This is a genomic window from Mesorhizobium sp. MC2-1-1, assembly GCF_057597255.1.
The window spans coordinates 755,539-774,987 of sequence record NZ_CP195205.1; the positions used below are offsets into that span (position 1 = coordinate 755,539).

25 protein-coding genes are annotated in these 19,449 nt (G+C 64.3%); 19 read left to right on the forward strand and 6 right to left on the reverse strand.

Annotated features, from left to right (window positions below):
* Positions 1-6: 6 nt before the first annotated feature.
* Entirely contained in the window at positions 7-840 is an 834-nt protein-coding gene (locus ACR64R_RS03550; RefSeq protein ID WP_487360311.1) for a helix-turn-helix domain-containing protein, read from the reverse strand.
* Between the two features lie 90 nt (positions 841-930).
* On the opposite strand from ACR64R_RS03550, the gene ACR64R_RS03555 reads away from it, so the two are divergent.
* The 3 genes from ACR64R_RS03555 to ACR64R_RS03565 all read left to right on the forward strand — a co-directional run bounded on the left by ACR64R_RS03555 (position 931) and on the right by ACR64R_RS03565 (position 2,316).
* Positions 931-1,353: a VOC family protein gene (locus tag ACR64R_RS03555; RefSeq protein WP_487360312.1), complete on the forward strand. Its 423-nt coding sequence runs from the start codon at positions 931-933 to the stop codon at positions 1,351-1,353.
* A gap of 36 nt (positions 1,354-1,389) precedes the next feature.
* Positions 1,390-1,752, forward strand: coding sequence for a DoxX family protein (locus ACR64R_RS03560; protein WP_487360313.1), 363 nt, complete (start codon positions 1,390-1,392; stop codon positions 1,750-1,752).
* A 111-nt stretch (positions 1,753-1,863) separates the two neighbouring features.
* Entirely contained in the window at positions 1,864-2,316 is a 453-nt protein-coding gene (locus ACR64R_RS03565; protein WP_487360314.1) for a hypothetical protein, read from the forward strand.
* A gap of 99 nt (positions 2,317-2,415) precedes the next feature.
* On the opposite strand, the gene ACR64R_RS03570 is transcribed toward ACR64R_RS03565, so the two are convergent.
* From ACR64R_RS03570 to ACR64R_RS03580, 3 genes are all read right to left on the reverse strand, one after another.
* Positions 2,416-3,663 (reverse strand): RNA polymerase sigma factor, encoded by a 1,248-nt coding sequence (locus tag ACR64R_RS03570; protein WP_487360315.1) that lies wholly within the window; start codon positions 3,661-3,663, stop codon positions 2,416-2,418.
* A gap of 3 nt (positions 3,664-3,666) precedes the next feature.
* Positions 3,667-4,065 carry a YciI family protein gene (locus tag ACR64R_RS03575; protein ID WP_487360316.1) on the reverse strand — a complete coding sequence of 133 codons (399 nt, stop codon included), beginning with the start codon at positions 4,063-4,065 and terminating at the stop codon, positions 3,667-3,669.
* 162 nt (positions 4,066-4,227) lie between these two features.
* A complete protein-coding gene (locus tag ACR64R_RS03580; RefSeq protein ID WP_487362368.1) occupies positions 4,228-4,818 on the reverse strand; it encodes a TetR/AcrR family transcriptional regulator in 591 nt (196 codons plus the stop codon).
* Positions 4,819-5,446: 628 nt separating this feature from the next.
* On the opposite strand from ACR64R_RS03580, the gene ACR64R_RS03585 reads away from it, so the two are divergent.
* The 4 genes from ACR64R_RS03585 (at position 5,447) to ACR64R_RS03600 (ending at position 7,691) form a co-directional block, all read left to right on the forward strand.
* Positions 5,447-5,830: a hypothetical protein gene (locus tag ACR64R_RS03585; protein WP_487360317.1), complete on the forward strand. Its 384-nt coding sequence runs from the start codon at positions 5,447-5,449 to the stop codon at positions 5,828-5,830.
* 269 nt (positions 5,831-6,099) lie between these two features.
* The gene (locus ACR64R_RS03590; protein WP_487360318.1) at positions 6,100-6,696 is read left to right on the forward strand and encodes a glutathione S-transferase; all 597 of its coding nucleotides are present in this window, start codon (positions 6,100-6,102) and stop codon (positions 6,694-6,696) included.
* A gap of 109 nt (positions 6,697-6,805) precedes the next feature.
* On the forward strand, positions 6,806-7,189 hold the full coding sequence (locus ACR64R_RS03595; protein ID WP_487360319.1) for a TfoX/Sxy family protein: 384 nt from the start codon (positions 6,806-6,808) through the stop codon (positions 7,187-7,189).
* Between the two features lie 85 nt (positions 7,190-7,274).
* Positions 7,275-7,691, forward strand: coding sequence for a GFA family protein (locus tag ACR64R_RS03600; protein ID WP_487360320.1), 417 nt, complete (start codon positions 7,275-7,277; stop codon positions 7,689-7,691).
* A gap of 71 nt (positions 7,692-7,762) precedes the next feature.
* Here the strand turns inward: ACR64R_RS03600 and ACR64R_RS03605 are convergent, their stop codons facing one another.
* Complete coding sequence (locus ACR64R_RS03605) at positions 7,763-8,416, reverse strand: outer membrane protein (RefSeq protein WP_487360321.1); 654 nt, start codon at positions 8,414-8,416, stop codon at positions 7,763-7,765.
* A gap of 411 nt (positions 8,417-8,827) precedes the next feature.
* Between ACR64R_RS03605 and ACR64R_RS03610 the strand changes: the two genes are divergently transcribed.
* The 6 genes from ACR64R_RS03610 (at position 8,828) to ACR64R_RS03635 (ending at position 13,666) form a co-directional block, all read left to right on the forward strand.
* A complete protein-coding gene (locus tag ACR64R_RS03610) occupies positions 8,828-9,592 on the forward strand; it encodes an SDR family oxidoreductase (RefSeq protein ID WP_487360322.1) in 765 nt (254 codons plus the stop codon).
* Complete coding sequence (uvrC, locus tag ACR64R_RS03615) at positions 9,589-11,688, forward strand: excinuclease ABC subunit UvrC (RefSeq protein ID WP_487360323.1); 2,100 nt, start codon at positions 9,589-9,591, stop codon at positions 11,686-11,688. The genes ACR64R_RS03610 and uvrC overlap by 4 nt, the downstream gene beginning before the upstream one ends.
* A gap of 145 nt (positions 11,689-11,833) precedes the next feature.
* Positions 11,834-12,430, forward strand: coding sequence for a CDP-diacylglycerol--glycerol-3-phosphate 3-phosphatidyltransferase (gene pgsA, locus ACR64R_RS03620; RefSeq protein ID WP_487360324.1), 597 nt, complete (start codon positions 11,834-11,836; stop codon positions 12,428-12,430).
* A gap of 5 nt (positions 12,431-12,435) precedes the next feature.
* Complete coding sequence (gene moaD / locus ACR64R_RS03625) at positions 12,436-12,693, forward strand: molybdopterin converting factor subunit 1 (RefSeq protein ID WP_476113149.1); 258 nt, start codon at positions 12,436-12,438, stop codon at positions 12,691-12,693.
* 1 nt (position 12,694) lies between these two features.
* Entirely contained in the window at positions 12,695-13,174 is a 480-nt protein-coding gene (locus ACR64R_RS03630; RefSeq protein WP_487360325.1) for a molybdenum cofactor biosynthesis protein MoaE, read from the forward strand.
* 78 nt (positions 13,175-13,252) lie between these two features.
* Complete coding sequence (locus ACR64R_RS03635; RefSeq protein WP_487360326.1) at positions 13,253-13,666, forward strand: YbaY family lipoprotein; 414 nt, start codon at positions 13,253-13,255, stop codon at positions 13,664-13,666.
* Between the two features lie 34 nt (positions 13,667-13,700).
* Here the strand turns inward: ACR64R_RS03635 and ACR64R_RS03640 are convergent, their stop codons facing one another.
* Positions 13,701-14,183, reverse strand: coding sequence for a cupin domain-containing protein (locus ACR64R_RS03640; protein ID WP_487360327.1), 483 nt, complete (start codon positions 14,181-14,183; stop codon positions 13,701-13,703).
* A 64-nt stretch (positions 14,184-14,247) separates the two neighbouring features.
* Between ACR64R_RS03640 and ACR64R_RS03645 the strand changes: the two genes are divergently transcribed.
* The 6 genes from ACR64R_RS03645 (at position 14,248) to ACR64R_RS03670 (ending at position 19,435) form a co-directional block, all read left to right on the forward strand.
* Positions 14,248-14,703: a MarR family winged helix-turn-helix transcriptional regulator gene (locus ACR64R_RS03645; protein ID WP_487360328.1), complete on the forward strand. Its 456-nt coding sequence runs from the start codon at positions 14,248-14,250 to the stop codon at positions 14,701-14,703.
* A gap of 99 nt (positions 14,704-14,802) precedes the next feature.
* On the forward strand, positions 14,803-15,675 hold the full coding sequence (locus ACR64R_RS03650) for an amino acid ABC transporter permease (protein WP_487360329.1): 873 nt from the start codon (positions 14,803-14,805) through the stop codon (positions 15,673-15,675).
* Complete coding sequence (locus ACR64R_RS03655; protein WP_487360330.1) at positions 15,672-16,475, forward strand: amino acid ABC transporter ATP-binding protein; 804 nt, start codon at positions 15,672-15,674, stop codon at positions 16,473-16,475. The genes ACR64R_RS03650 and ACR64R_RS03655 overlap by 4 nt, the downstream gene beginning before the upstream one ends.
* Before the next feature lie 31 nt (positions 16,476-16,506).
* Positions 16,507-17,649, forward strand: a complete 1,143-nt coding sequence (gene solA, locus ACR64R_RS03660; protein ID WP_487360331.1) for an N-methyl-L-tryptophan oxidase — start codon at positions 16,507-16,509, stop codon at positions 17,647-17,649.
* A 71-nt stretch (positions 17,650-17,720) separates the two neighbouring features.
* Positions 17,721-18,641, forward strand: coding sequence for an ABC transporter substrate-binding protein (locus ACR64R_RS03665; RefSeq protein WP_487360332.1), 921 nt, complete (start codon positions 17,721-17,723; stop codon positions 18,639-18,641).
* A 32-nt stretch (positions 18,642-18,673) separates the two neighbouring features.
* Entirely contained in the window at positions 18,674-19,435 is a 762-nt protein-coding gene (locus ACR64R_RS03670; RefSeq protein ID WP_487360333.1) for a glutamine amidotransferase, read from the forward strand.
* Positions 19,436-19,449 lie beyond the last annotated feature (14 nt).

Below are 19,449 nucleotides of genomic sequence, written 5' to 3' on the forward strand. Positions count from 1 at the left end.
GTTGCCTTACGCCAGCGCCGAGGGCGTCACGCCGGTCAGCCGCCGGCTTTCGCGGATCAGATGCGCCTGGTCGGCATAGCCGGCCTCGATGGCGAGCTGCGCGGCCGAGGCATCGCGCTGTTGGCGCCGCAGGCGGCGGAAGCGTTGGAAACGCAGGATGCGGTCGAGCGTTTTGGGGCCGTAGCCGAAAGCGTCCTCGAAACGCCGGCGCAGCGTCCGTTCGCTCATATGCAGGTGACGCTGCAGGAACGGAACCAGCGGCGTTTCCGGCGGCGGGCCGTCATCGACGATCTCGAAGGCCCGGCTCATCTGCCAATCGAGCGCGTCGCGCCCTTCCGTATGCTTGCCGACCGTTTCCTCCAGTTGCCGCACCAGGTCGTCAAGGTCAGGCGCGGCCTTGAGGCGATCGGTCAGCGCACGGACACAGGTGCCCCACAATTCGTCGATATCCAGCCGCGCGCCGACGATTTCGCTGGCCGGCACGCCGAGCCAGCCGGCGGCCGCACCCGGCCGGAAGCGGAAGCCGACGATCACCGCGCCGGGGGACAGCGTCTCGATCTGAGGCTCCTTGTCCGGCCCGGCTACGCGGAAGCGGCCGTCGATCCATTGCAGGTCGATTGTCGCGTCCGGCGTGATGACGATGGGTGGAACGGCGCGTTCGTCCAAGCGGTGGACCCAGACGGCGCAGAATGCATCGGCCAGACCGCCAGCGGCGGGCCGCTCGCGAAAGAAGCCGGTTGTCTGCGCCAGGACCGGTCCCATTCCATCTCCGATCTGCTCCAGCCGGTTGCCGGGTTGGCGCGACGGCTGTTTATGGCCGGAATCTTCAAGGCCGGCCATGTCTTCCATGGCAAAACGGGTGGAGCTTCACGCGCACCCGACGGCATTCGTTTGCGACCGTGGTCAGGAATATAGAAAGGAGTGAGAGAAATGAAAGCTCGCATCACCGTATTGACGCTCGGCGTCGATGATCTGGAGGCCTCGCTCAAATTCTATCGCGACGGTCTCGGCCTGCCGACCGAAGGCATCATCGGCCGCGAATTCGAGCATGGCGCGGTCGCCTTCTTCGATCTCGCCGGCGGCCTGAAATTCGCCATCTACGAGCGTGCCAACATCGCCTGGGACGCCACGGTGCCGCGGAGCGGCCGCAGCCCGACCGAGTTCACCATCGGCCACAATGTCGGCAGCGAGGCCGAGGTCGACGCCGTGATGGCCGAGGCCGTCAAGGCCGGCGCTCGCGTGGTCAAGCCGGCGCAGACAACGTTCTGGGGCGGCTATGCGGGCTACTTCCAGGATCCCGACGATCACCTGTGGGAGGTCGTCCACAACCCGGCCTTCGTTCCCGCGGACTGAACGCAGCGACGCACGTCGTCGACAGAGGAGGCCGCCATGTCTGTTCAAACCGTTCAAGCGCTTGGCACTCTCCTCATCGGCGGCGTGTTCGTCTTTGCCGGCATCGAGCATTTCCTGAAATTCGGGGCGATGCGCGACTATCTGGCAGCGCGGAAATTTCCGGCGCCGGCCTTCATGCTGGCGGCCGGTTCGGCGGTGCAGATCGTTGCGGGCTTTCTGCTTGCTGTCGGGATTGCCTGGTCCGTCGCCGCCGGCGCGCTGATCGTCTTCACGCTGGCGACGAACCTCATTCTGCTGCGTTTCTGGGCGAGCGTGGAGCCAGAGCGCCAGGTGCAGCGCAACGCATTCCTGATCAACATCGCGGTCATCGGCGGGCTGCTGCTTGCCGGCAGCCGCTGATTGGCGGCCGACTTTCGGAACGAAGTCTTGCGGAAACCATTGTTTCGCCACCCGCTTGACCGCCGCCGAGCGAATCCGCACAGTGCGCGCAACCGAGATTAAGAGGCTGTCATGACTCGCTTCGCCCGTTCCGCCCTTGCCGCGCTGGTTGCGCTGTCCACTCCGTTCGCCGCTCCGCTGGGCTTCAGCCAGGCGGCGCACGCCGCCGACCTGTCCACATACACCGAGGATGACGGAAGCGTCTGCGGGGAGGCATGGGTGCTGAACAGGATCACCGACCGCTTTTCCTATCAGGTGCATCATGTGCCGCATCTGCCGGACGTGGCGATCACCGATTTCCGCAACATTCGCCAGCACCGCTATGAGCCGGCAAGTGAACAATGGCCGATCGGCCGCCACTATTGCCGCGCCACCGTCAACCTGTCGGACGGCCGCGACCGCTCGATCTTCTACCTGATCGAGGAGGGCCAGGGCTTCGCCTCGATCGGCGACAATGTCGAGTTCTGCGTCTCGGGCTTCGACCGGTGGATGGTCTATAACGGCCGTTGCCGCGTGCTGCGATAAGAGAGACGCGGCCGCCAGGGATCGGCGATCGTTCATATCCGCTCTTTGTCCTGTGGGACGCCTCCTCGCAAGGCTGGAGATAGGATAATCGTGCTGGTCTCAGCCAAGCGTGCCAGCCCGCGCCAGCAACAGCGCTCGTTCCCGCTCGTTTCCGGTTAGCTCGGCGGCGCGGCGGAACTCTGCTGCGGCTTCCTGCATCCGTCCGAGTTTTGCCAGAAGGTCGCCGCGCACCGTGGGCAACAGATGCGTATCCTTCAGGCGCGGTTCGTCCCTGAGCGCATCGGCAATCGCCAGCCCTTGCGCCGGTCCGAACGCCATGCCGGCGGCAACGGCCCGGTTTACCTCGACGATGGGCGAAGGCGCTGCCAGCGCGAGCGCCTGGTAATAGGCGGCGATGGCGATCCAGTCGGTATCGGCCACGCTCACCGCACGGGCATGACAGGCGGCTATCATCGCCTGCAACTGGTAGGGGCCGGGTGTCGGCGTGAGCGCCATCGCGCGGTTCAGCCTGTCGAGGCCGCGCCGGATCAGCGACCAGTCCCAGCGGCCTCGGTCCTGGTCGAGAAGCAGGATCGGGTTGCCTGCGCCGTCGGTGCGCGCGCCAAAGCGCGAGGCGCTGAGTTCCATCAGCGACAGCAGAGCGATCGCCTCTGGCTGCTCCGGCATCAGCGTCGCGAGCAGGCGGCCCAGACGCATAGCCTCGTTGCCGAGATCGGCGCGCAACCAGTCCGGTCCGGAGGAAGCGACATAGCCTTCGTTGAAGATCAGATAGATCACCTCCAGCACGGCGCCCAGGCGTTCGCGCCGCTCTTGCCCGCGCGGCGTCTCGAAGGCGATGTCGGCATCGCGCAATGTCCGTTTGGCGCGAACGATGCGTTGGGCGACGGCGGCTTCCGCCACCAGGAAGGCGCGCGCGATTTCCGTCGTCGAAAGTCCACCGAGCATGCGCAGCGCAAGCGCCGCGCGCTGCTCGGCCGGCAGCACCGGATGGCAAGAGATGAAGATCAGCCGCAGCAGATCGTCGTCGATATCCTCGTCGAGCGCGGCCTCGATATCGGGCATCGCGCGCTCCAGCGCGGCGAGATCGACAGCCAACTGGCGATGCTTGCCGTCGATCAGCACGGTGCGGCGCAGCCGGTCGAGCGCCCGGTTGGTGGCGACCCTGGTCAGCCAGGCGGCCGGATTGTGCGGAATGCCGTCGCGGGGCCAGCGCTCCAGCGCCTCCACGAAGGCATCCTGCACCACCTCCTCGGCCAGCCCCACATCGCGCAGGGTGCGGGTGAGCCTGGCGGCGAGCGTCGGCTGCTCGATCCGCCAGACTGCTTCGACGGTCCCGATCGCGGCCAAACCCTACAGCCCGCTGAAACCTTCCGTCGCCTTCTGGACGTCTTCCGGAAAATCGCTGAGTTCCTGGACGCGGCGGACCTCGATCACGTCGTTGCCTGACGCGGGACAGCGGCGCGCCCATTCGATGGCCTCGTCGCGCGAGCGCACATCGATCATCCAATAGCCGCCCAGCACTTCCTTGACCTCCGGGAAGGGACCGTCGATGACCGTCGGCTTGCCGCCCTTGAAGCTGACGCGCGCGCCCGTTGACGGCGGGTGCAGCCCGTCGAGTGCCAGGAGCACGCCGGCCCGCTTCAGTTCTTCATTGTATTTCATCATCGCTTCTACAGCCTCGGCGCTAGGCATGGCGTCGGGCGCCGCGTTCTCGTAGCCCCCGGGGATCATCAGCATCATGAACCGCATGGTATCTTCCTCTGGTTGGGTTGTTTGCGATGATACGACGAATGGGGATGGGCGGAATCGACAAAGGCGCAGAAAAAGAGTCAGCGCCCGATGCCCGGAGCCTTTCTTCTCAAGAATGGAAGCAGAAGCGCTGACCCGGCGCGATCCCGGCCCTCCGGGAAGTCATGCGGGCTTGCCGCCCGACAGGTAGGCCGAGATCAGCTCGACGAGCTGCTTCTGCAACTCCGGCGCTTCGAGCATGTTGCGGCGCGCAGCATTATGGATCACGCCTTCGATCGCCGAGGACAGCACGCGCGCCATCGTCTCGGTGTCCTTGCGGCGTTTGCGGTACTGCGCGACAGCCGCCGTATAATATTCCAGGTAGCGCGCCTGGAACGAGGCATGCGCGGCGCGCGAGCCGCGATCGCCGGGCGCCTCGTCGAGCAGCACCTGGTGCAGCGTCGGATGGATCGAGTGCGCGCCGATCATGCCGCGCACCAGCTCGCGCGCGAACTGCCTCAACGGCTTCTCGTCGGCCGACGCTTCACGAATCACCGACAGCACATGGTCGAAGTGGCGGCGGCGTATTGCTTCGACCAGAACGAGCTTGTCGGGGAAATACTGGTACAGCGAACCGATGCTGACGCCAGCGGCCTCCGCCACCTTGTTGGTGGAGAAGCCCGCCCAGCCGAGCTCGCTCAGAACATGAGCACCGGCTTCGATGATCGCCTCGACGGTGGCGATCGAACGCGCCTGGCGCGGCTGCTTGCGCATGCGCGCGGCCGGCTTTGCAATGCGAGTAGACATGCTGGCCCGTCTCCCGAGAATATAAACAGGATACTCACATTCATTTCACCAACGCAAATGAACCCCGCCGCATGCCGGTTCGGTTCGCGGTCTCGCTGCTCTGGGACACCTTAACCGTCTGTGCATCGGCCGGAGCCGGAGCGTCGCCGGCAAGGCAACCGCTCGTCAGCGGGGGTCTGATGAAGGTTGGCGAGCGAATATGAGCTAGAAGCTCGCATTTCGAGGCGCAAGCTTTGGCCGGTGGGTGCGATCCGATCATCTGTAGATTTTTCTCCTGGACAAGATGAAACCCTGGTTCCGGGCCTCGTTCTTTATTGTGAGCGCATTACTCACATTCCTATGTAGTGCATTGCTTCGGGTGGATGGATGATCCGGCGATAGAAAGCGCTCGAACGTCTGTGCGGCGGGGCGTCATTTGGAAAGTGACAGATTCGCTCACAATTTCTCGCTGAGACGCATCTTCGCGCGCTTCGCGTAACCAAAATTCAATAACTGAAAATCATTGTGTTGCTTCGCTGGCTAGACAGTCGCGAGTCAGATATGCATGAGCACGCCGGGTCACTCACGACCTTAGGCAAAACGCAAGGGGCATCGCATGGCAAAGACCACAACCAAGGCGCCGGCCGCGAAAGCGCCGGCAAAGAAGCCGGCAGCTAAGGCTGCCGCGAAACCTGCAGCAGTGAAGAAGGCAGCGGCACCGAAGGCAGCCGCCAAGGCTCCGGCCAAGGCAGCAGCGAAGCCGGCCGCGAAGGCAGCGGCCAAGCCGGCGGCGAAGGCCGCGGCAAAGCCCGCAGCGAAGCCTGCAGCCAAGGCCGCGGCAAAGCCCGCCGCCAAGGCAGCAGCCAAGCCGGCGGCAAAGCCCGCCGCCAAGGCAGCGGCCAAGCCCGCCGCCAAGGCTCCGATGAAAGCCGCCGCCGCCAAGGCTCCGGCAGCCGTGAAGAAGGCAGCTCCGGCGAAGAAGCCGGCCGCCAAGAAGTAATCGCGTAGCTTCGCTCAGCGAACAGCGGCAGGTGAGGGCGGGTGCCACCCATGCACCCCTCTCGCCAATTCGGTGCGGGAGCTGAGCGGAGTCGGAGCGGACGCTCCTCTTAAGGCTCCCGGAAGTTTTGCTGCCAGCAAAACTTCCGGGAGCTTTTTTGTTGCCGCATCCGGGCCGGCACGACTTGGCTAATCCGGATAGGCTTTGCTGGGCCGTTGCCTGAACGTCTCATTCGGTCAACAGTGCGGCGAACAACCGGGAAATCGATCATGCCGAAATTGCTCTATGCTTCCACGTCCCCCTACAGTTCCAAAGTCCGCATGGCGGCCGCCTACGCCGGCATCGCCATCGACCTCGTGCCGGTCAAGACGGAGGACAAGCCCGCCGAACTGATCTCGGCCAATCCGCTCGGCAAGATCCCCGTTCTGGTGCTGGATGACGGCCGCTCGGTCTATGACAGCCGCGCCATCACTCAGCATCTCAATCGGCTGTCGAAGAACGCGCTCTTCCCGCGTAATCCCGACAAGCGGCTCGATGCGGAAGTTCTCGAGGCGCTGGCCGACGGCATTTGCGACTGCGCGCTGTCGATGGTCTATGAGCGGCGCACGCGCCCGGAAGCGATGGTCTACCAGCCTTGGCTCGACCGCCAGTGGAGCAAGATCGCCGCCGCGCTCGATCTCATCAACGCCAACCCCCCGAAGCTTCCGAAGAAGATCACCGCCGGCCACCTGGCGCTGCGCTCCACCCTTGGATATCTGGCGCTGCGTTTTTCCGGCCAGTGGGAGAAGGGCCGTGGCAGGCTTGTCCGCTGGGCCGCGCGCTTCGACGAGAAGTTCCCGCAATTGAAGGGATGTGTGCCCGCGTGAATACAGCCAAACTCCAATTTGCGGGAGAGTGGAAGTTCGCGCGCTCCACCTTGAATCTTCTCTTGCTTCCATGCTTGCCTGACGTCATCCAGATCGCGGAGTGGTGAACATGGCAAAGTCCGGCACCCAGACCAGCGTCGCGCCGGACCCGATGGTTCCACGCCTGCGCGCCGCCCTTGGCCGGCACGCCTTCACCGAGCGTAAGATGTTCGGCGGCACCTGTTTCATGATCGACGGCAACTTGTTGATCGGCACCTCGAAGCGCGGGCTTCTGGTGCGCGTCGGCAAGGACGCGCACGCGGTGGCCGCCGCCCGTCCCCATGCGCGGCCGATGGAAATGGGCGGGCGCTCGATGGAAGGTTACCTCCACGTTGCGCCGGAGGGCACGGCGAGCGAAGCCGATCTGGCTTTCTGGCTGGGTCTCGCCTTGGCCTTCGTCGGGACGTTGCCGCCGAAATCGAAGGCGGCCAAGGTCGCGAAGAAGCGCGCGTAAGCCGCTGACCCGCCACTTTGCGACCGGAGGTGTGTCAATATCGGCTGCGCTCGCGCGGACGAACATATCGGTCAGGGAGGAAGCGATGGCACTCAGTGGACATTGCATGTGTGGGGCGGTCACCTGGAAATATTCCGGCGACATCATCCGCAATCTGGTCTGTCACTGCGCCGATTGCCAGCGCGCCACCTCGTCTCCCTTCACGGCCTTCGTGGGGCTGAGGCTCGATGACCTGAACTGGGCCGGCGACATCAGGCACTATGAAAGCAGCCCGGGCACGTTTCGCGGCTTCTGCCCGTCCTGCGGCACGAGGCTCTATTTCCGCTCGGACCGATGGCCTCGCGAGATTCATGTTCACGCCGGCACCATGACCAATCCCGAGGACTACCGGCCTGATGCGCAGGTCCTCATACGTTCGCGCTTGAAATGGCTGGATCTGCTGCCGTCGACCCCTGTGCACGACGGTTTCCAGCGCCAGCCGGCGCATCGATCGGGCGCCTGAAGCCTTCGTGGGGATCAACAAAAAAAGCCGGGCGCAAGGCCCGGCTTTTTCGTGTCGTGGCTTTCGACGACTTAGAACTTCATACCGACGCCGAAGGTGACGCGGTTGTCCTTCGACTTGACGTTGCCGAGGGCGCCGAAGTCCTTGTTGCCGTAGTCGGTATAGCGATACTCGACACGGCCGAACACGTTGTCCGTGATCTTGATGTCGGTGCCGACGCCGGCCGTCCAGCCGAGCATTCCCTTGCTCTCGTCGGTGGCGGTGACGCTATCCGTGATCTTCTGGTTCTTGGCGGCGAGACCGCCGGTGCCATAGAGCAGGATTTCCGGGGTCACGGCATAGCCAAGGCGAGCGCGCAGCGAGCCTTCGAGGCCGCCCTTGGCGCTGATGCCAGAGCTGTCGCCCTTGACGCCGTTGTAGCCGAGATCGGCTTCAGCGCCGTAGACGAAGTTCTCCTGCTGCCACTGGTAGCCGCCGAAGACGCCCCCGATGAAGCCCTTGGTCTTCACGTTGACGCCGGCGTCACGAGCATCGGCATGGCCGCTGAAGCCGTAGCCGAGATTGATGCCGGCATAGGGGCCGGCCCAGGAAGCGACCGGAAGCTCGGCGACCGGGGCGGGAGCCGGCGGCTCCTCGGAAACGACGTCAGCCGCAAAAGCGGTACCACCGAGGGCAAACAGCCCGAGCGCAGCGGCGAGCGGCGCGAATTTGAGATTGGTCTTCATTGTTATACTCCTTAAGCCACAAGACACTTAGGCTTGCTTGTTCATGAAACGCCCCAGCCCGTCCGGGGGGATAAACGAGCCTGGCGCTTAACGGTTCCAAATGTCGTGCTGAAATGCGGCTGAAGCGAACCTGAACTTGGGTCATTCCCGGGCGCGAATGAGGCCGAAAGTTGACGTTGCATCTTCGCAACAGCGAATGTCAGCATGCTAATCATGTTGCGCTGCACACCGCTTGGTTCAAGGGGTCCAGCGACCTATATTCGCGTGAACGGTGCCCCGAATCCGGCGGGGCGGACGCGCGCCCTGGCCTCTTCGCCACATTCCTGCCCCAGGTGGAAATGGCATTTAACACTTGGCCCGTCATATTGTGCCGGCTTCCCGGAATCGTGAAGCCGATTGAGGATTGACAGCATGAGACAAGCCGCGGCCGTCGCGCTGGTGACGGGTGGAGCAAGGCGGATAGGCAAGGCGATCGTCGAGGATCTGGCCGCCAACGGCTTCGCCGTCGCCATCCACGCCAACCGCTCGGGTGACGAGGCCGAGGCGCTGGCCCGCGGGATCACAGGCGAGGGCGGCCGTGCCGCCGTAGTCGCCGCCGACCTCACCGACATGGCTGCGGTGGGCGACCTCGTCGGGCGCGCGCAAGCGGCACTTGGGCCTGTGACGCTCTTGGTCAACAACGCTTCCCTGTTCGTCGACGATCGTGTCGAGGATTTCGACTGGCAGGCCTGGGACCGCCATTTCGCCATCCATGTGAAGACGCCGGCGCTTCTGGCACGGGAGTTCGCCCGCGCCTTGCCAGAAGGCGAGGAGGGGATGATCGTCAACATCATCGACCAGCGCGTCTGGCGGCCGACGCCGCGCTATTTCTCCTATGCGCTGTCGAAATCAGCGCTGTGGACGCAGACGCAGATGCTGGCGCAGGCGCTCGGGCCGCGCATCCGCGTCAACGCCATCGGCCCTGGCCCGACGCTGAAGAACAAGCGGCAGGACGACGAGGATTTCGCAAGCCAAGTCGACGGCCTGATCCTGAAGCGCGGCCCGCAATTGCCCGAATTCGGCGCCACGATCCGCTATCTGTGGCAAGCACGCTCGGTGACCGGCCAGATGATCGCGCTCGACGGCGGCCAGCATCTTGCATGGCAGACGCCCGATGTGACAGGCATGGTGGAATGAGTCCGGCACAAACACACAAACGAAACGGCGGCGCCGACGACCTGCCGCCCGACATCGACACCGATGTCGACATCGAGGACGAGGCGGTGGAGGAGATCGTCGAGCCGGAGACCGTGCCGACCGGCCCCGACGTCGCCTTTACCGCGATAGACTGGACGCCGCATGCCGGCGACGCCGACGGCATGGTCGGCGCCGAGGTGATCCAGACCTTGGTCAAGCGGCTGCCCAACCAGCCCGGCGTCTACCGCATGATGAACGCCGCCGGCGACGTGCTCTATGTCGGCAAGGCGCGCAGCCTGAAGAAGCGCGTCACCAATTATGCGCAGGGGCGTTTCCACACCGCCCGCATCGGCCGCATGGTGCGCGAGACGGCGACGATGGAGTTCGTCGTCACCCGCACCGAGATCGAGGCGCTGCTGCTGGAGGCGAACCTCATCAAGCGGTTGCGCCCCCGCTTCAACGTGCTGATGCGGGACGACAAGTCGTTCCCCTACATCCTCTTGACCGGCGACCATGTCTCGCCCGGCATCTACAAGCATCGCGGCGCGCGCTCGCGAAAAGGAGACTATTTCGGCCCCTTCGCCTCTGCCGGCGCGGTCGGCCGCACCATCAATTCGCTGCAGCGCGCCTTCCTGCTTCGAAGCTGCACCAATTCGTTCTACGAAAACCGCACAAGGCCGTGCCTGCTCTATCAGATCAAGCGCTGCGCCGGCCCCTGCACCGGCGAGATCTCGCATGAGGGCTATGCCGAACTGGTCGCCGAGGCCAAGGATTTCCTCTCCGGCCGCAGCCAGAAGGTGAAGACCGAGATCTCGGCCGCCATGCAGCAGGCTTCCGAGGAGCTCGATTTCGAGCGCGCCGCCATCTATCGCGATCGCCTCGCCGCGCTCTCGCATGTGCAGGCGCATCAGGGCATCAACCCGCAGACGGTCGAGGAGGCCGACGTCTTCGCCATCCACCAGGAAGGCGGCCAGACCTGCATCCAGGTGTTCTTCTTCCGCACCGGCCAGAACTGGGGCAACCGCGCCTATTTCCCCAAGGCCGATCCGGCGCTGGAACCGGCCGAAGTGCTGGGTTCGTTCCTGGCGCAATTCTATGACGACAAGCTGCCGGCGCGCACGCTGCTTCTATCGCAGGCCGCGCAGGAACAGGAACTGCTCGCCGAGGCGCTGTCGACCCATGCCGGCCGAAAGATAACGATCTCGGTGCCGCAGCGCGGCGAGAAGAAGGATCTGACCGACCACGCGCTGCAGAACGCGCGCGAGGCGCTCGGCCGCAGGCTGGCCGAGACCTCGACACAGGCGCGGCTGCTCAAGGGCTTTGCCGAGACCTTCGGCCTGGGAAAACCGCCGGTGCGCATCGAGGTCTACGACAACTCGCACATCATGGGCACGAACGCGGTCGGCGCCATGGTGGTCGCCGGACCGGAAGGTTTCGTGAAGAACCAGTACCGGAAATTCAACATCCGCTCGACCGAGATCACGCCGGGCGACGATTTCGGCATGATGCGCGAGGTGATGCAGCGGCGTTTCTCGCGGCTGCTAAAGGAGCATGGCGACGAGAGATCGTCGGTGTCCGAAGGCCCGGCCGGCGAGGATGACGCCGGCGAGGAGGATCTGGTCGCCGGCAATGGCGGTTTCCCCGCCTGGCCCGACGTCATCCTGATCGACGGCGGCCAGGGCCAGATGACGGCGGTGCGCCAGATCCTTGCCGACCTCGGCATCGAGGACCGTGTGGTGGCCATCGGCATCGCCAAGGGCCAGGACCGCGATGCCGGCCGCGAACGCTTCTTCGTCAAGGGCAGGGACTCCTTCATGCTGCCCGTGCGCGATCCCGTGCTTTATTTCGTTCAGCGCCTGCGCGACGAGGTGCATCGCTTCGCCATCGGCTCGCACCGCGCCCGCCGCAAGAAGGAAATGGTCAAGAGCCCGCTCGATGAGATCGCCGGCATCGGCCCCGGCCGCAAGCGCGCCCTGCTTCACGCGTTCGGCACCGCCAAGGCCGTCAGCCGCGCCGCGGTCGAGGACCTGGTCAAGGTCGACGGCATTTCGGAGCATGTGGCAAAGCTGGTCTACAATCACTTCCACGAGAACTGAGGCGGTCGCGTGCAGGGTTGGCCCGAGGGGGTACTTCAAGATGCCCCGCACGCCATTTTTCGCTGTCCAATCGAATCTCGGCTGTTGACCCCCTACATTGGCTTCTGATTTGAGTACGTCTGGCGAGGAGATTACCCGAGACGACATGGCACAGCGCGCGTTCAACCTCCCGAACATCCTCACCTATGCCCGCATCGTCGCGGTGCCGCTGGTCGTGCTGTGCTTTTTCCTCGAGGGCCATCTGAAATCGTCCGACTTCGCGCGCTGGTCCGCGCTGGTCATTTTCCTGCTCGCCTCGATCACCGATTACTTTGACGGCTATCTGGCGCGCGCCTGGCAGCAGACCTCCAACATCGGCAAGATGCTGGATCCGATCGCCGACAAATTGCTGGTCGCCACTTGTTTGCTGCTGCTTGCGGCGGACACCGACCGCCATGCCGGCATCGCCGGCTGGTCGCTCTGGGCGGCAATCATCATCCTGTGCCGCGAGATCCTGGTGTCCGGCCTGCGCGAATATCTGGCCGCCTTGAAAGTCTCGGTGCCGGTGACCCAGCTCGCCAAATGGAAGACCACCATCCAGATGGTCGCCATCGCCTTTCTGCTGGTCGGCCCGGCCGGCGACAAGATCTTTCCGCTGACCACACAGATCGGGCTAGTGCTTTTGTGGGTCGCGGCGCTCGTCACGCTCTACACCGGCTATGATTACTTCCGAGCCGGCCTCAAGCATATCATGGACGAGTGAAGACAATGTCCACGAAGCTCATCTATTTCGCCTGGGTTCGCGAGCGGATCGGCAAGCCGGAAGAAGACGTCGAACTGCCTTCCGGCATCGAGACGGTCGCCGATCTGCTGCGCTGGCTGAAGTCGCGCGGCGAGGAGTATGAGAACGCGCTGCAATATCCCGAAGTCATCCGCGTCGCCATCAACCAAGAACATGTCGGGCACCGCGAGAAGATCGCGGGCGCGCGCGAGATCGCGCTGTTTCCGCCGATGACCGGGGGCTGAGATGGCCGGCGCGGTCGTGCCCGCCATCCGCATCCAGCGCGAGGATTTCGACGTCGCCGCCGAGATCGCCGCGCTGACCAGGGGCCGGGCCGACATCGGCGCCGTCGTCACCTTCTCCGGCCTTTGCCGCGACGAGCAGGGCGCGCTGTCGGCGCTCGAGCTCGAACATTATCCCGGCATGGCCCAAGCCGAGATCGGCCGCATCGCCGCGGAGGCCCTCGCGCGCTGGCCGCTGCAGGGGCTCACCGTCATCCATCGCCATGGCAAGATCGCGCCGGGCGAGAACATCGTTCTGGTCGCCGCGGCCTCGTCGCATCGCCAGGCGGCCTTCGAGGCGGCGAATTTCCTGATGGATTACCTGAAGTCGCGCGCGCCCTTCTGGAAGAAGGAACATCACGCCGACGGTTCGCAGGGCGGCTGGGTCGAAGCCAGGGAAGCCGACGATCGCGCCGCGGACCGCTGGACGAAACCGGGCGGATAAAATCCCCTTGCCATCGAACGACCGCAATCCTTCCCGAGCCTGCCAGCCGGTTTGATTTGCTTTGTGCGGAGCAGGGCCATGCTGGACCGCGTCGCGGAATTCTTCGTCTTCGGGCTGGTGCCGCTGGTCGTCGGCGTGCTCGCCGTGCCGGAAATGACCAGTGCTGCCGAAAGGACGGTGGCGGGCGAAGTGGTCTATCGCGAGCGCATCGCCTTTCCGCTGGATGCCTTGCTGGTGGTCGAACTCGCCGACGTCTCGCTTGTCGACGCCCCGATCGTAATCGCCAAGCGCCGGATAGCGCCTGCCGGCAATGTGCCGATCAAATTCGAGATCGGCTTCGACCCGAAGGCGATCCAGCAGGGTCGGACCTACGCGCTGCAGGCGCGCATCACGGTCGGCGAACGGCTGATGTTCACCACCGACACAAGCCACCGGCTCGATCCGCTGGCCGGCAAGCCACAGACGGTCGTGCTGAAGACAGCGGCCAGCTGAGTTTCACTATGGGAACTCAGGCATGCGCGGAAAATCAGGCCTGCGGTGGCGGCGCTGCCGGCGTCAGGCCGTGGCGGAGCATGATCTCCATCATCTTGGCGCGATCGGGCATTCCTCCTGTGGCCGCGTTCAGCAACGCAAAGGCCTCGCGGAAATATTCAGGGCCGATCGCCGCCGGCGTCACAACGCACAGCACTTTGGCGGTCTCGCTGCCATAATTGTCGAAGCGATGGACTGCCCCGCGCGGGATGCACAACGCCTGTCCCGGGCCGACGTCGTGCCGCTGACCGTCAACGGTCCAGGTCAGAGTCCCCTCGACCCCGTAGATGCTCTCCTCGTAATGGTCGTGGCTGTGGGCCGGGGCCAGGAGGCGCTTGGAACCGGTCACGGTCACCTCGAAGGCCGCGATGCTGCCATTAGACTGTTCGCCGCTAATCAGGAAATGCACGGTGACGCCGTCGTGGCTGAATGCCTCGTCCGCCGGATTAATGTGAATCTGGTTTAGTTGGTCTAGCATTGCATCCTCCCTGCATGGTAAATTGAATTTACTATTCGAGTAAACTCAATTTACTGATCTGTCAATGTCCCAATCCCCAGATGAAACGCCCGAGAAGCCGCCACTGATCGGCGCGCTGCTGCGCGTGCCGGCCATGGCCATCCACCGCAAGCTGATCCGCGAGCTCAGGGCTTCCGGATTTGAAGATCTCAGCCCGCCGCATATGGCGGTGATCCAGTACCCAGGCCCGGATGGGATGCGGCCGAGCGCGCTTGCCGAGCGCGCAGCCATGAGCAAGCAGGCGATGAACCAGCTTTTGAAGACGATGGAGGGGATGGGCTACATTACGCGTGCCGCTGCCTCCGATGAGCGTGGCGGAACGGTCGTGAACTTCACTGATCGCGGCCGTGCGGCGTATCAGAAAATGACTGATGTGCTCATGGATGTGGAGCACGAATGGGCCAAGGAACTCGGCGAGAAGCGCTTTCAGGAATTGAAAACGCTGCTGGGTGATTTGTGGGACACGCCGCTGATCCGGTAAAGCGCACGCACTGCAGTTGGCGCGGGGAAGAAACTCGAAACCCGGTTGACAAGATATCGATTTCTAATACTCTGAAATCGATATCTGAGCGAGGTTGGCGTGAAAAGCACGATTTCACAGGGTATTCGCGACCAGGCTTTTCTCTCGGGCAAGCCGAAGCCTCTGGGGCGCGGCAAACGCGCCATCGTGACCGCAATCGTGGTCGCGCTCGTGTCGGCCCTGGCGCTGCGCGTCATCGCCAGCGGAGCCATCAACTGGTCGATCACCTTCGGATTTTTCTTGCATCCGGCGATCCTCGACGGCCTGGTCATGACGCTCGAATTGACGGCGCTCGCGATGATCGTCGGCGTGCTGCTCGGCATCGCGCTGGCCGTGATGGCGATCTCGCGCTATCCGGCGGTGTCCGCCGCGTCGGCGCTTTACGTCTGGCTCTTCCGGGGCACGCCGCTGCTCGTGCAGCTGATCTTCTGGTTCAACATCGCGCTGGTGTTCCCGGTGGTCGGCATCGGCCCCTGGCAGGTCTCGATCAACAGCCTCGTCACGCCGTTCGCGGCGGCCTTGCTGGGATTGGGCCTCAACGAGGCCGCCTACATGGCCGAGATCGTGCGCGCCGGCATCAAATCGGTCGATAGCGGGCAAAGCGAGGCCGCCGTCAGCGTGGGTCTCAACAGGCGCCAGGTCATGAACAGCGTTATCCTGCCGCAGGCGCTCAAGGTCATCATTCCGCCGACGGCCAACCAGACGATCGGCATGCTGAAGAACACCTCGCTGGTTTCGGTCATCGGCGCGCAGGAACTGCTCACCAAGACCGAGGACATCTATGCCCGCAACTTCCAGGTCATCGAGCTCCTGATCGTGGCTTCGCTCTGGTATCTCGTGCTGACGACGGTCGCCTCCGCCTTCCAGTTCTGGCTTGAGCGCCGCTTTGGCGACAGCCGCGCCATCGAGGTCATCGCGGGTGTCCAGCCATGACCGTCCCCATGCCGATGCGTTCGAAGGAAACCGGCGTGCCGAGGCCCACGCTCAGCGCGCGCCACATCGGCAAGGCCTTCGGCTCCCATGTCGTGCTCAAGGACGTTTCGCTCGATGTCGAGCGCGGCGAGGTCGTGTGCATCATCGGTCCTTCGGGTTCGGGCAAGAGCACATTCCTGCGCTGCATCAATTTCCTCGAAGTGCCCGATGCCGGCGGCGTCTGGGTCGATGGCGAGCGCGTCGGCTGCCAGGAGGTGGACGGCGCGCTGTGGGAGGTTCCGTCGGCGGTCCTTGCCCGCCAGCGCGCTGCCATGGGCATGGTCTTCCAGCGCTTCAACCTCTTCGGCCACCTGACGGCGGTGGACAACGTCGCGCTCGCGCTGCGGCTGGTCAAGCGCATGTCGCGGCCAGCGGCGCGCCAAAGGGCCCTCTCCGTGCTCGCCTCCGTTGGGATGGAGCGCTTCGCCGGCCACCGTCCGGCCCAGCTTTCCGGCGGCCAGCAGCAGCGCGTGGCCATCGCGCGGGCCGTGGCGATGGACCCCAAGGTGCTTCTGTTCGACGAGCCGACCTCCGCCCTCGATCCGGAACTGGTCCACGAGGTGCTCTCGGTTATGGGCAGCCTGGCCGGGCAGGGGATGACGATGATCGTCGTCACCCACGAGATCGGCTTCGCCCGGGAGGTCAGCAACCGCACCGTCTTCATGGATGGCGGCGCGATCGTCGAGCAGGGGCCGTCAGCTGACGTTCTGGGCCAGCCGTCGGAACCGCGCACCAGGGCATTTCTGTCGAAGATCAAATGAGGAGCAGCCTGCGTCGTGGGCTGAGCAGGGAATGAAGGCCAGGAAGAAGATCGCGGTTGTCGGTGTCGGCGCCATGGGGAGCATGGCGCTGTGGCAACTGGCCAGGCGAGGGCACGAGGTCGTCGGCTTCGACCGCATGGGAGTGCCGCACGACACCAGTGCGCACGGCGCCGAATCACGCATCTTTCGGCTCGCCTATCGCGAGGGCAAGGAATACATCCCCCTGCTCAAGCGCTCGCTGGAACTCTGGCGGGAATTGCAATCGACCTCCGCCCGCAAGTTCCACTATCCGATAGGCTGCCTCTATATCGGCGAGCGCGGCGCGGACTGGCTCACCGGCACCATCGAAGGTGCGCGCGAGCACGATGTCCGCCACGAGGTGCTCGACGATCAGGCGCTTCGCCGTCGCTTTCCCCAGCACCGGCTTGACGGCGGCGAGTTCGCCCTTCTCGACACCGACGGCGCGCTTCTGCGCCCCGAACTCGGCGTGAGGGCCGCGGTCAAGGCGGGGCAGGCGGCGGGCGCCGCCTTGCACCAGGGCTGCGCGGTCGAGCGCATCGTCCCCGAGGCCGGTGGCGTGGCGATCACCATCGGCGGCAATACCCAGCATTTCGACGCCGCGGTCGTCACCTGCGGCGCCTGGGGCACGCGGGCGATCGAAGGACCGTCGCCACAATTCATCGCCCGGCGCCTCGTCGGCACCTGGTTCGGCGTCGACGATGTTGCTGCCTATCTCCCGGAACGCTTCCCGGTCTGTATCCGGCGCACATCAGAAATCGATTACTCGGGCTTCCCGTCCATGGATGGCTGGACGATCAAAATCATGCCGCCGGTCAATTTCCTCAGCAACATCGATCCCTCCCGCGTCGAGCGGACGGTCTCCTACGAAGATACCGCGATCATGCGCCGCGTGGCGCAAACCCTGCTCGAAGGGGTCGATCCCGAGCCGGTGCGCTCCGGCGTCTATCTCGATGGCTTCACCACCGACAATCATCCGATCATCGACCACCACCCCGCAAGCGAGCGGATCGTGATCGCGGCCGGATTTTCGGGCCATGGCTACAAGATGGCGCCCGCGGTCGGCGTCGCCGTGGCCGACCTCATCGACAGCGGCGGCGACAACTACATCCGCCACCATTTCTCGGCCCGCCGGCCAAGCCTCCAGGTGGCTTGAACAGGCATTTCAAAACCGGCCGCTAGGCCGGGCAACCGACCGCGTCAAGCGGCAAACAGAGGAGAACGGAAATGAGCATTCTTACAACGGCCGGCCGAGCGATCGCCCTTGCCTCCGCGCTTCTGGGCGGCACCTATGCGGCAGTTGCCGCGGACCTGAAGATCGGTCCCAACGGCACGCCGCTTTCCATCAGCGCCTCGACCGATCTCGCGGGCAAGGTTCCGGACGTCTTCAAAGGCGGCACGCTGAAGATCGCAACGGATCCGAGCTCACCGCCCTACACATACTATCAGGCGGACGGCCAGACGCTCGTCGGCGCCGATATCGATCTCGGCAATGCCGTGGCCGCCAATCTCGGCCTCAAGGCCGAATGGTCGGCTGTGAAATTCCCCGGCATCATCGCCGCCATCGAGGCCAAGCGCTTCGACACCGCGCTCACCGGCATGGGCGACACGCCCGCCCGCGAGCAGAAGCTGGACTTCGTCGATTACTCCACCGACGGCAACGCCATCGTCGTCCTGAAGGGCAATCCGTTGGCCATCAAGACCATCGCCGACCTGTGCGGCAAGCATGTCGCCGTGCTGCAGGGCTCGGTCATGCAGGGGCTCGTCGAGAAGCAGGACGGCAAATGCGCCGACAAGAAGATCGACATCCAGGTCTTCCAGGACATCAACCAGGCGCTGCTCCAGGTCCGCACCAAGCGCGCCGACGCCACGATGTACCAGTATGGCGTCGCGGCCTACGTGATCCAGACCTCGCCGGATGCCGCCGGTCTCGAGGTGCTCGCCTTCGAGCAGTACGGCACCGGCTACAACGCCATGCCCTTCCGCAAATCCGACAGCGCCTTGCGTGACGCCGTGCAGGCCGCGCTGAGCGAGATGAAGGCGGACGGCAGCTACGAAAAGATCCTCACCGCATGGGGCATGCAGGCCAACGGCCTCGAGAAGATCACCGTCAATGACGGGCTGCGCTTCAACCAGCCGAGCAATTGAAGGCTCGCCGAGTACCGCAAGGAGAAAGTAAAATGGCAGTTCGAGTTCTATATTGTGGGGACACCCAGGCCGAAACGCTGATCACGGCGAAAGGCATGGACACGTTCATCCACAATTACTACCGGGATTCGGCGCGCGTGCTACGGGAGGCGCTGAGCCCACGGCCCGGCATCGAACTCACCCATATGCCCGCTGACAAGATACGCGCCGAGTTTCCAATGACGCCCGAGCAGTTCGCCCAGTGGGACGTCATCATCCTCAGCGACGTAGGCTACAACAACTTCGCGCTGCTGCCGGGCAATCGCGAGCGCCTCGTGCCGATGGGGCCGGACCGTATCGGCAATTTCCGCAAATGGGTGGAGGGCGGTGGCGGCCTCATCATGGCCGGTGGCTACACCACTTTCTCCGGCATCGAAGGCAAGGGCATCTGGGGCGGCACGCCGATCGAGGCGGTGCTTCCGGTCAACATCATGCGCGGCATCGATGACCGCATCGAGGTTCCGGAGGGCGCCACCCTGGATGTGGCGGTGGCGGATCATCCGATCCTGAAGGGCGTCGCGTTCGACAAGGATCGCATCATCCTCGGTTACAATCAGGTGACCGCCAAGTCCGATGCCAAGGTGCTGATGAAAGTGCGCGGCGACGTCTTCATGGCGGTGGCCGAAGTCGGCAAGGGGCGTTCGATTGCTTACACGACGGACCCTGTATATCACTGGTGCGGCAATCTTCACGAATGGGAAGCTTATGGCTTGATGTGGGAGCGCATGGCCAAGTGGGCGGCACGCGAAATCTAGGATTTGACTTGTCG

What these genes read in the sequence shown, in the direction of transcription:
- ACR64R_RS03550 (WP_487360311.1), bottom strand. Translation starts at nt 840, where the DNA reads ATGGCCGGCCTTGAAGATTCCGGCCATAAACAGCCGTCGCGCCAACCC.
- ACR64R_RS03555 (WP_487360312.1), top strand. Translation starts at nt 931, where the DNA reads ATGAAAGCTCGCATCACCGTATTGACGCTCGGCGTCGATGATCTGGAG.
- ACR64R_RS03560 (WP_487360313.1), top strand. Translation starts at nt 1,390, where the DNA reads ATGTCTGTTCAAACCGTTCAAGCGCTTGGCACTCTCCTCATCGGCGGC.
- ACR64R_RS03565 (WP_487360314.1), top strand. Translation starts at nt 1,864, where the DNA reads ATGACTCGCTTCGCCCGTTCCGCCCTTGCCGCGCTGGTTGCGCTGTCC.
- ACR64R_RS03575 (WP_487360316.1), bottom strand. Translation starts at nt 4,065, where the DNA reads ATGCGGTTCATGATGCTGATGATCCCCGGGGGCTACGAGAACGCGGCG.
- ACR64R_RS03580 (WP_487362368.1), bottom strand. Translation starts at nt 4,818, where the DNA reads ATGCGCAAGCAGCCGCGCCAGGCGCGTTCGATCGCCACCGTCGAGGCG.
- ACR64R_RS03585 (WP_487360317.1), top strand. Translation starts at nt 5,447, where the DNA reads ATGGCAAAGACCACAACCAAGGCGCCGGCCGCGAAAGCGCCGGCAAAG.
- ACR64R_RS03590 (WP_487360318.1), top strand. Translation starts at nt 6,100, where the DNA reads ATGCCGAAATTGCTCTATGCTTCCACGTCCCCCTACAGTTCCAAAGTC.
- ACR64R_RS03595 (WP_487360319.1), top strand. Translation starts at nt 6,806, where the DNA reads ATGGCAAAGTCCGGCACCCAGACCAGCGTCGCGCCGGACCCGATGGTT.
- ACR64R_RS03600 (WP_487360320.1), top strand. Translation starts at nt 7,275, where the DNA reads ATGGCACTCAGTGGACATTGCATGTGTGGGGCGGTCACCTGGAAATAT.
- ACR64R_RS03605 (WP_487360321.1), bottom strand. Translation starts at nt 8,416, where the DNA reads ATGAAGACCAATCTCAAATTCGCGCCGCTCGCCGCTGCGCTCGGGCTG.
- ACR64R_RS03610 (WP_487360322.1), top strand. Translation starts at nt 8,828, where the DNA reads ATGAGACAAGCCGCGGCCGTCGCGCTGGTGACGGGTGGAGCAAGGCGG.
- uvrC (WP_487360323.1), top strand. Translation starts at nt 9,589, where the DNA reads ATGAGTCCGGCACAAACACACAAACGAAACGGCGGCGCCGACGACCTG.
- pgsA (WP_487360324.1), top strand. Translation starts at nt 11,834, where the DNA reads ATGGCACAGCGCGCGTTCAACCTCCCGAACATCCTCACCTATGCCCGC.
- moaD (WP_476113149.1), top strand. Translation starts at nt 12,436, where the DNA reads ATGTCCACGAAGCTCATCTATTTCGCCTGGGTTCGCGAGCGGATCGGC.
- ACR64R_RS03630 (WP_487360325.1), top strand. Translation starts at nt 12,695, where the DNA reads ATGGCCGGCGCGGTCGTGCCCGCCATCCGCATCCAGCGCGAGGATTTC.
- ACR64R_RS03635 (WP_487360326.1), top strand. Translation starts at nt 13,253, where the DNA reads ATGCTGGACCGCGTCGCGGAATTCTTCGTCTTCGGGCTGGTGCCGCTG.
- ACR64R_RS03640 (WP_487360327.1), bottom strand. Translation starts at nt 14,183, where the DNA reads ATGCTAGACCAACTAAACCAGATTCACATTAATCCGGCGGACGAGGCA.
- ACR64R_RS03645 (WP_487360328.1), top strand. Translation starts at nt 14,248, where the DNA reads ATGTCCCAATCCCCAGATGAAACGCCCGAGAAGCCGCCACTGATCGGC.
- ACR64R_RS03655 (WP_487360330.1), top strand. Translation starts at nt 15,672, where the DNA reads ATGACCGTCCCCATGCCGATGCGTTCGAAGGAAACCGGCGTGCCGAGG.
- solA (WP_487360331.1), top strand. Translation starts at nt 16,507, where the DNA reads ATGAAGGCCAGGAAGAAGATCGCGGTTGTCGGTGTCGGCGCCATGGGG.
- ACR64R_RS03665 (WP_487360332.1), top strand. Translation starts at nt 17,721, where the DNA reads ATGAGCATTCTTACAACGGCCGGCCGAGCGATCGCCCTTGCCTCCGCG.
- ACR64R_RS03670 (WP_487360333.1), top strand. Translation starts at nt 18,674, where the DNA reads ATGGCAGTTCGAGTTCTATATTGTGGGGACACCCAGGCCGAAACGCTG.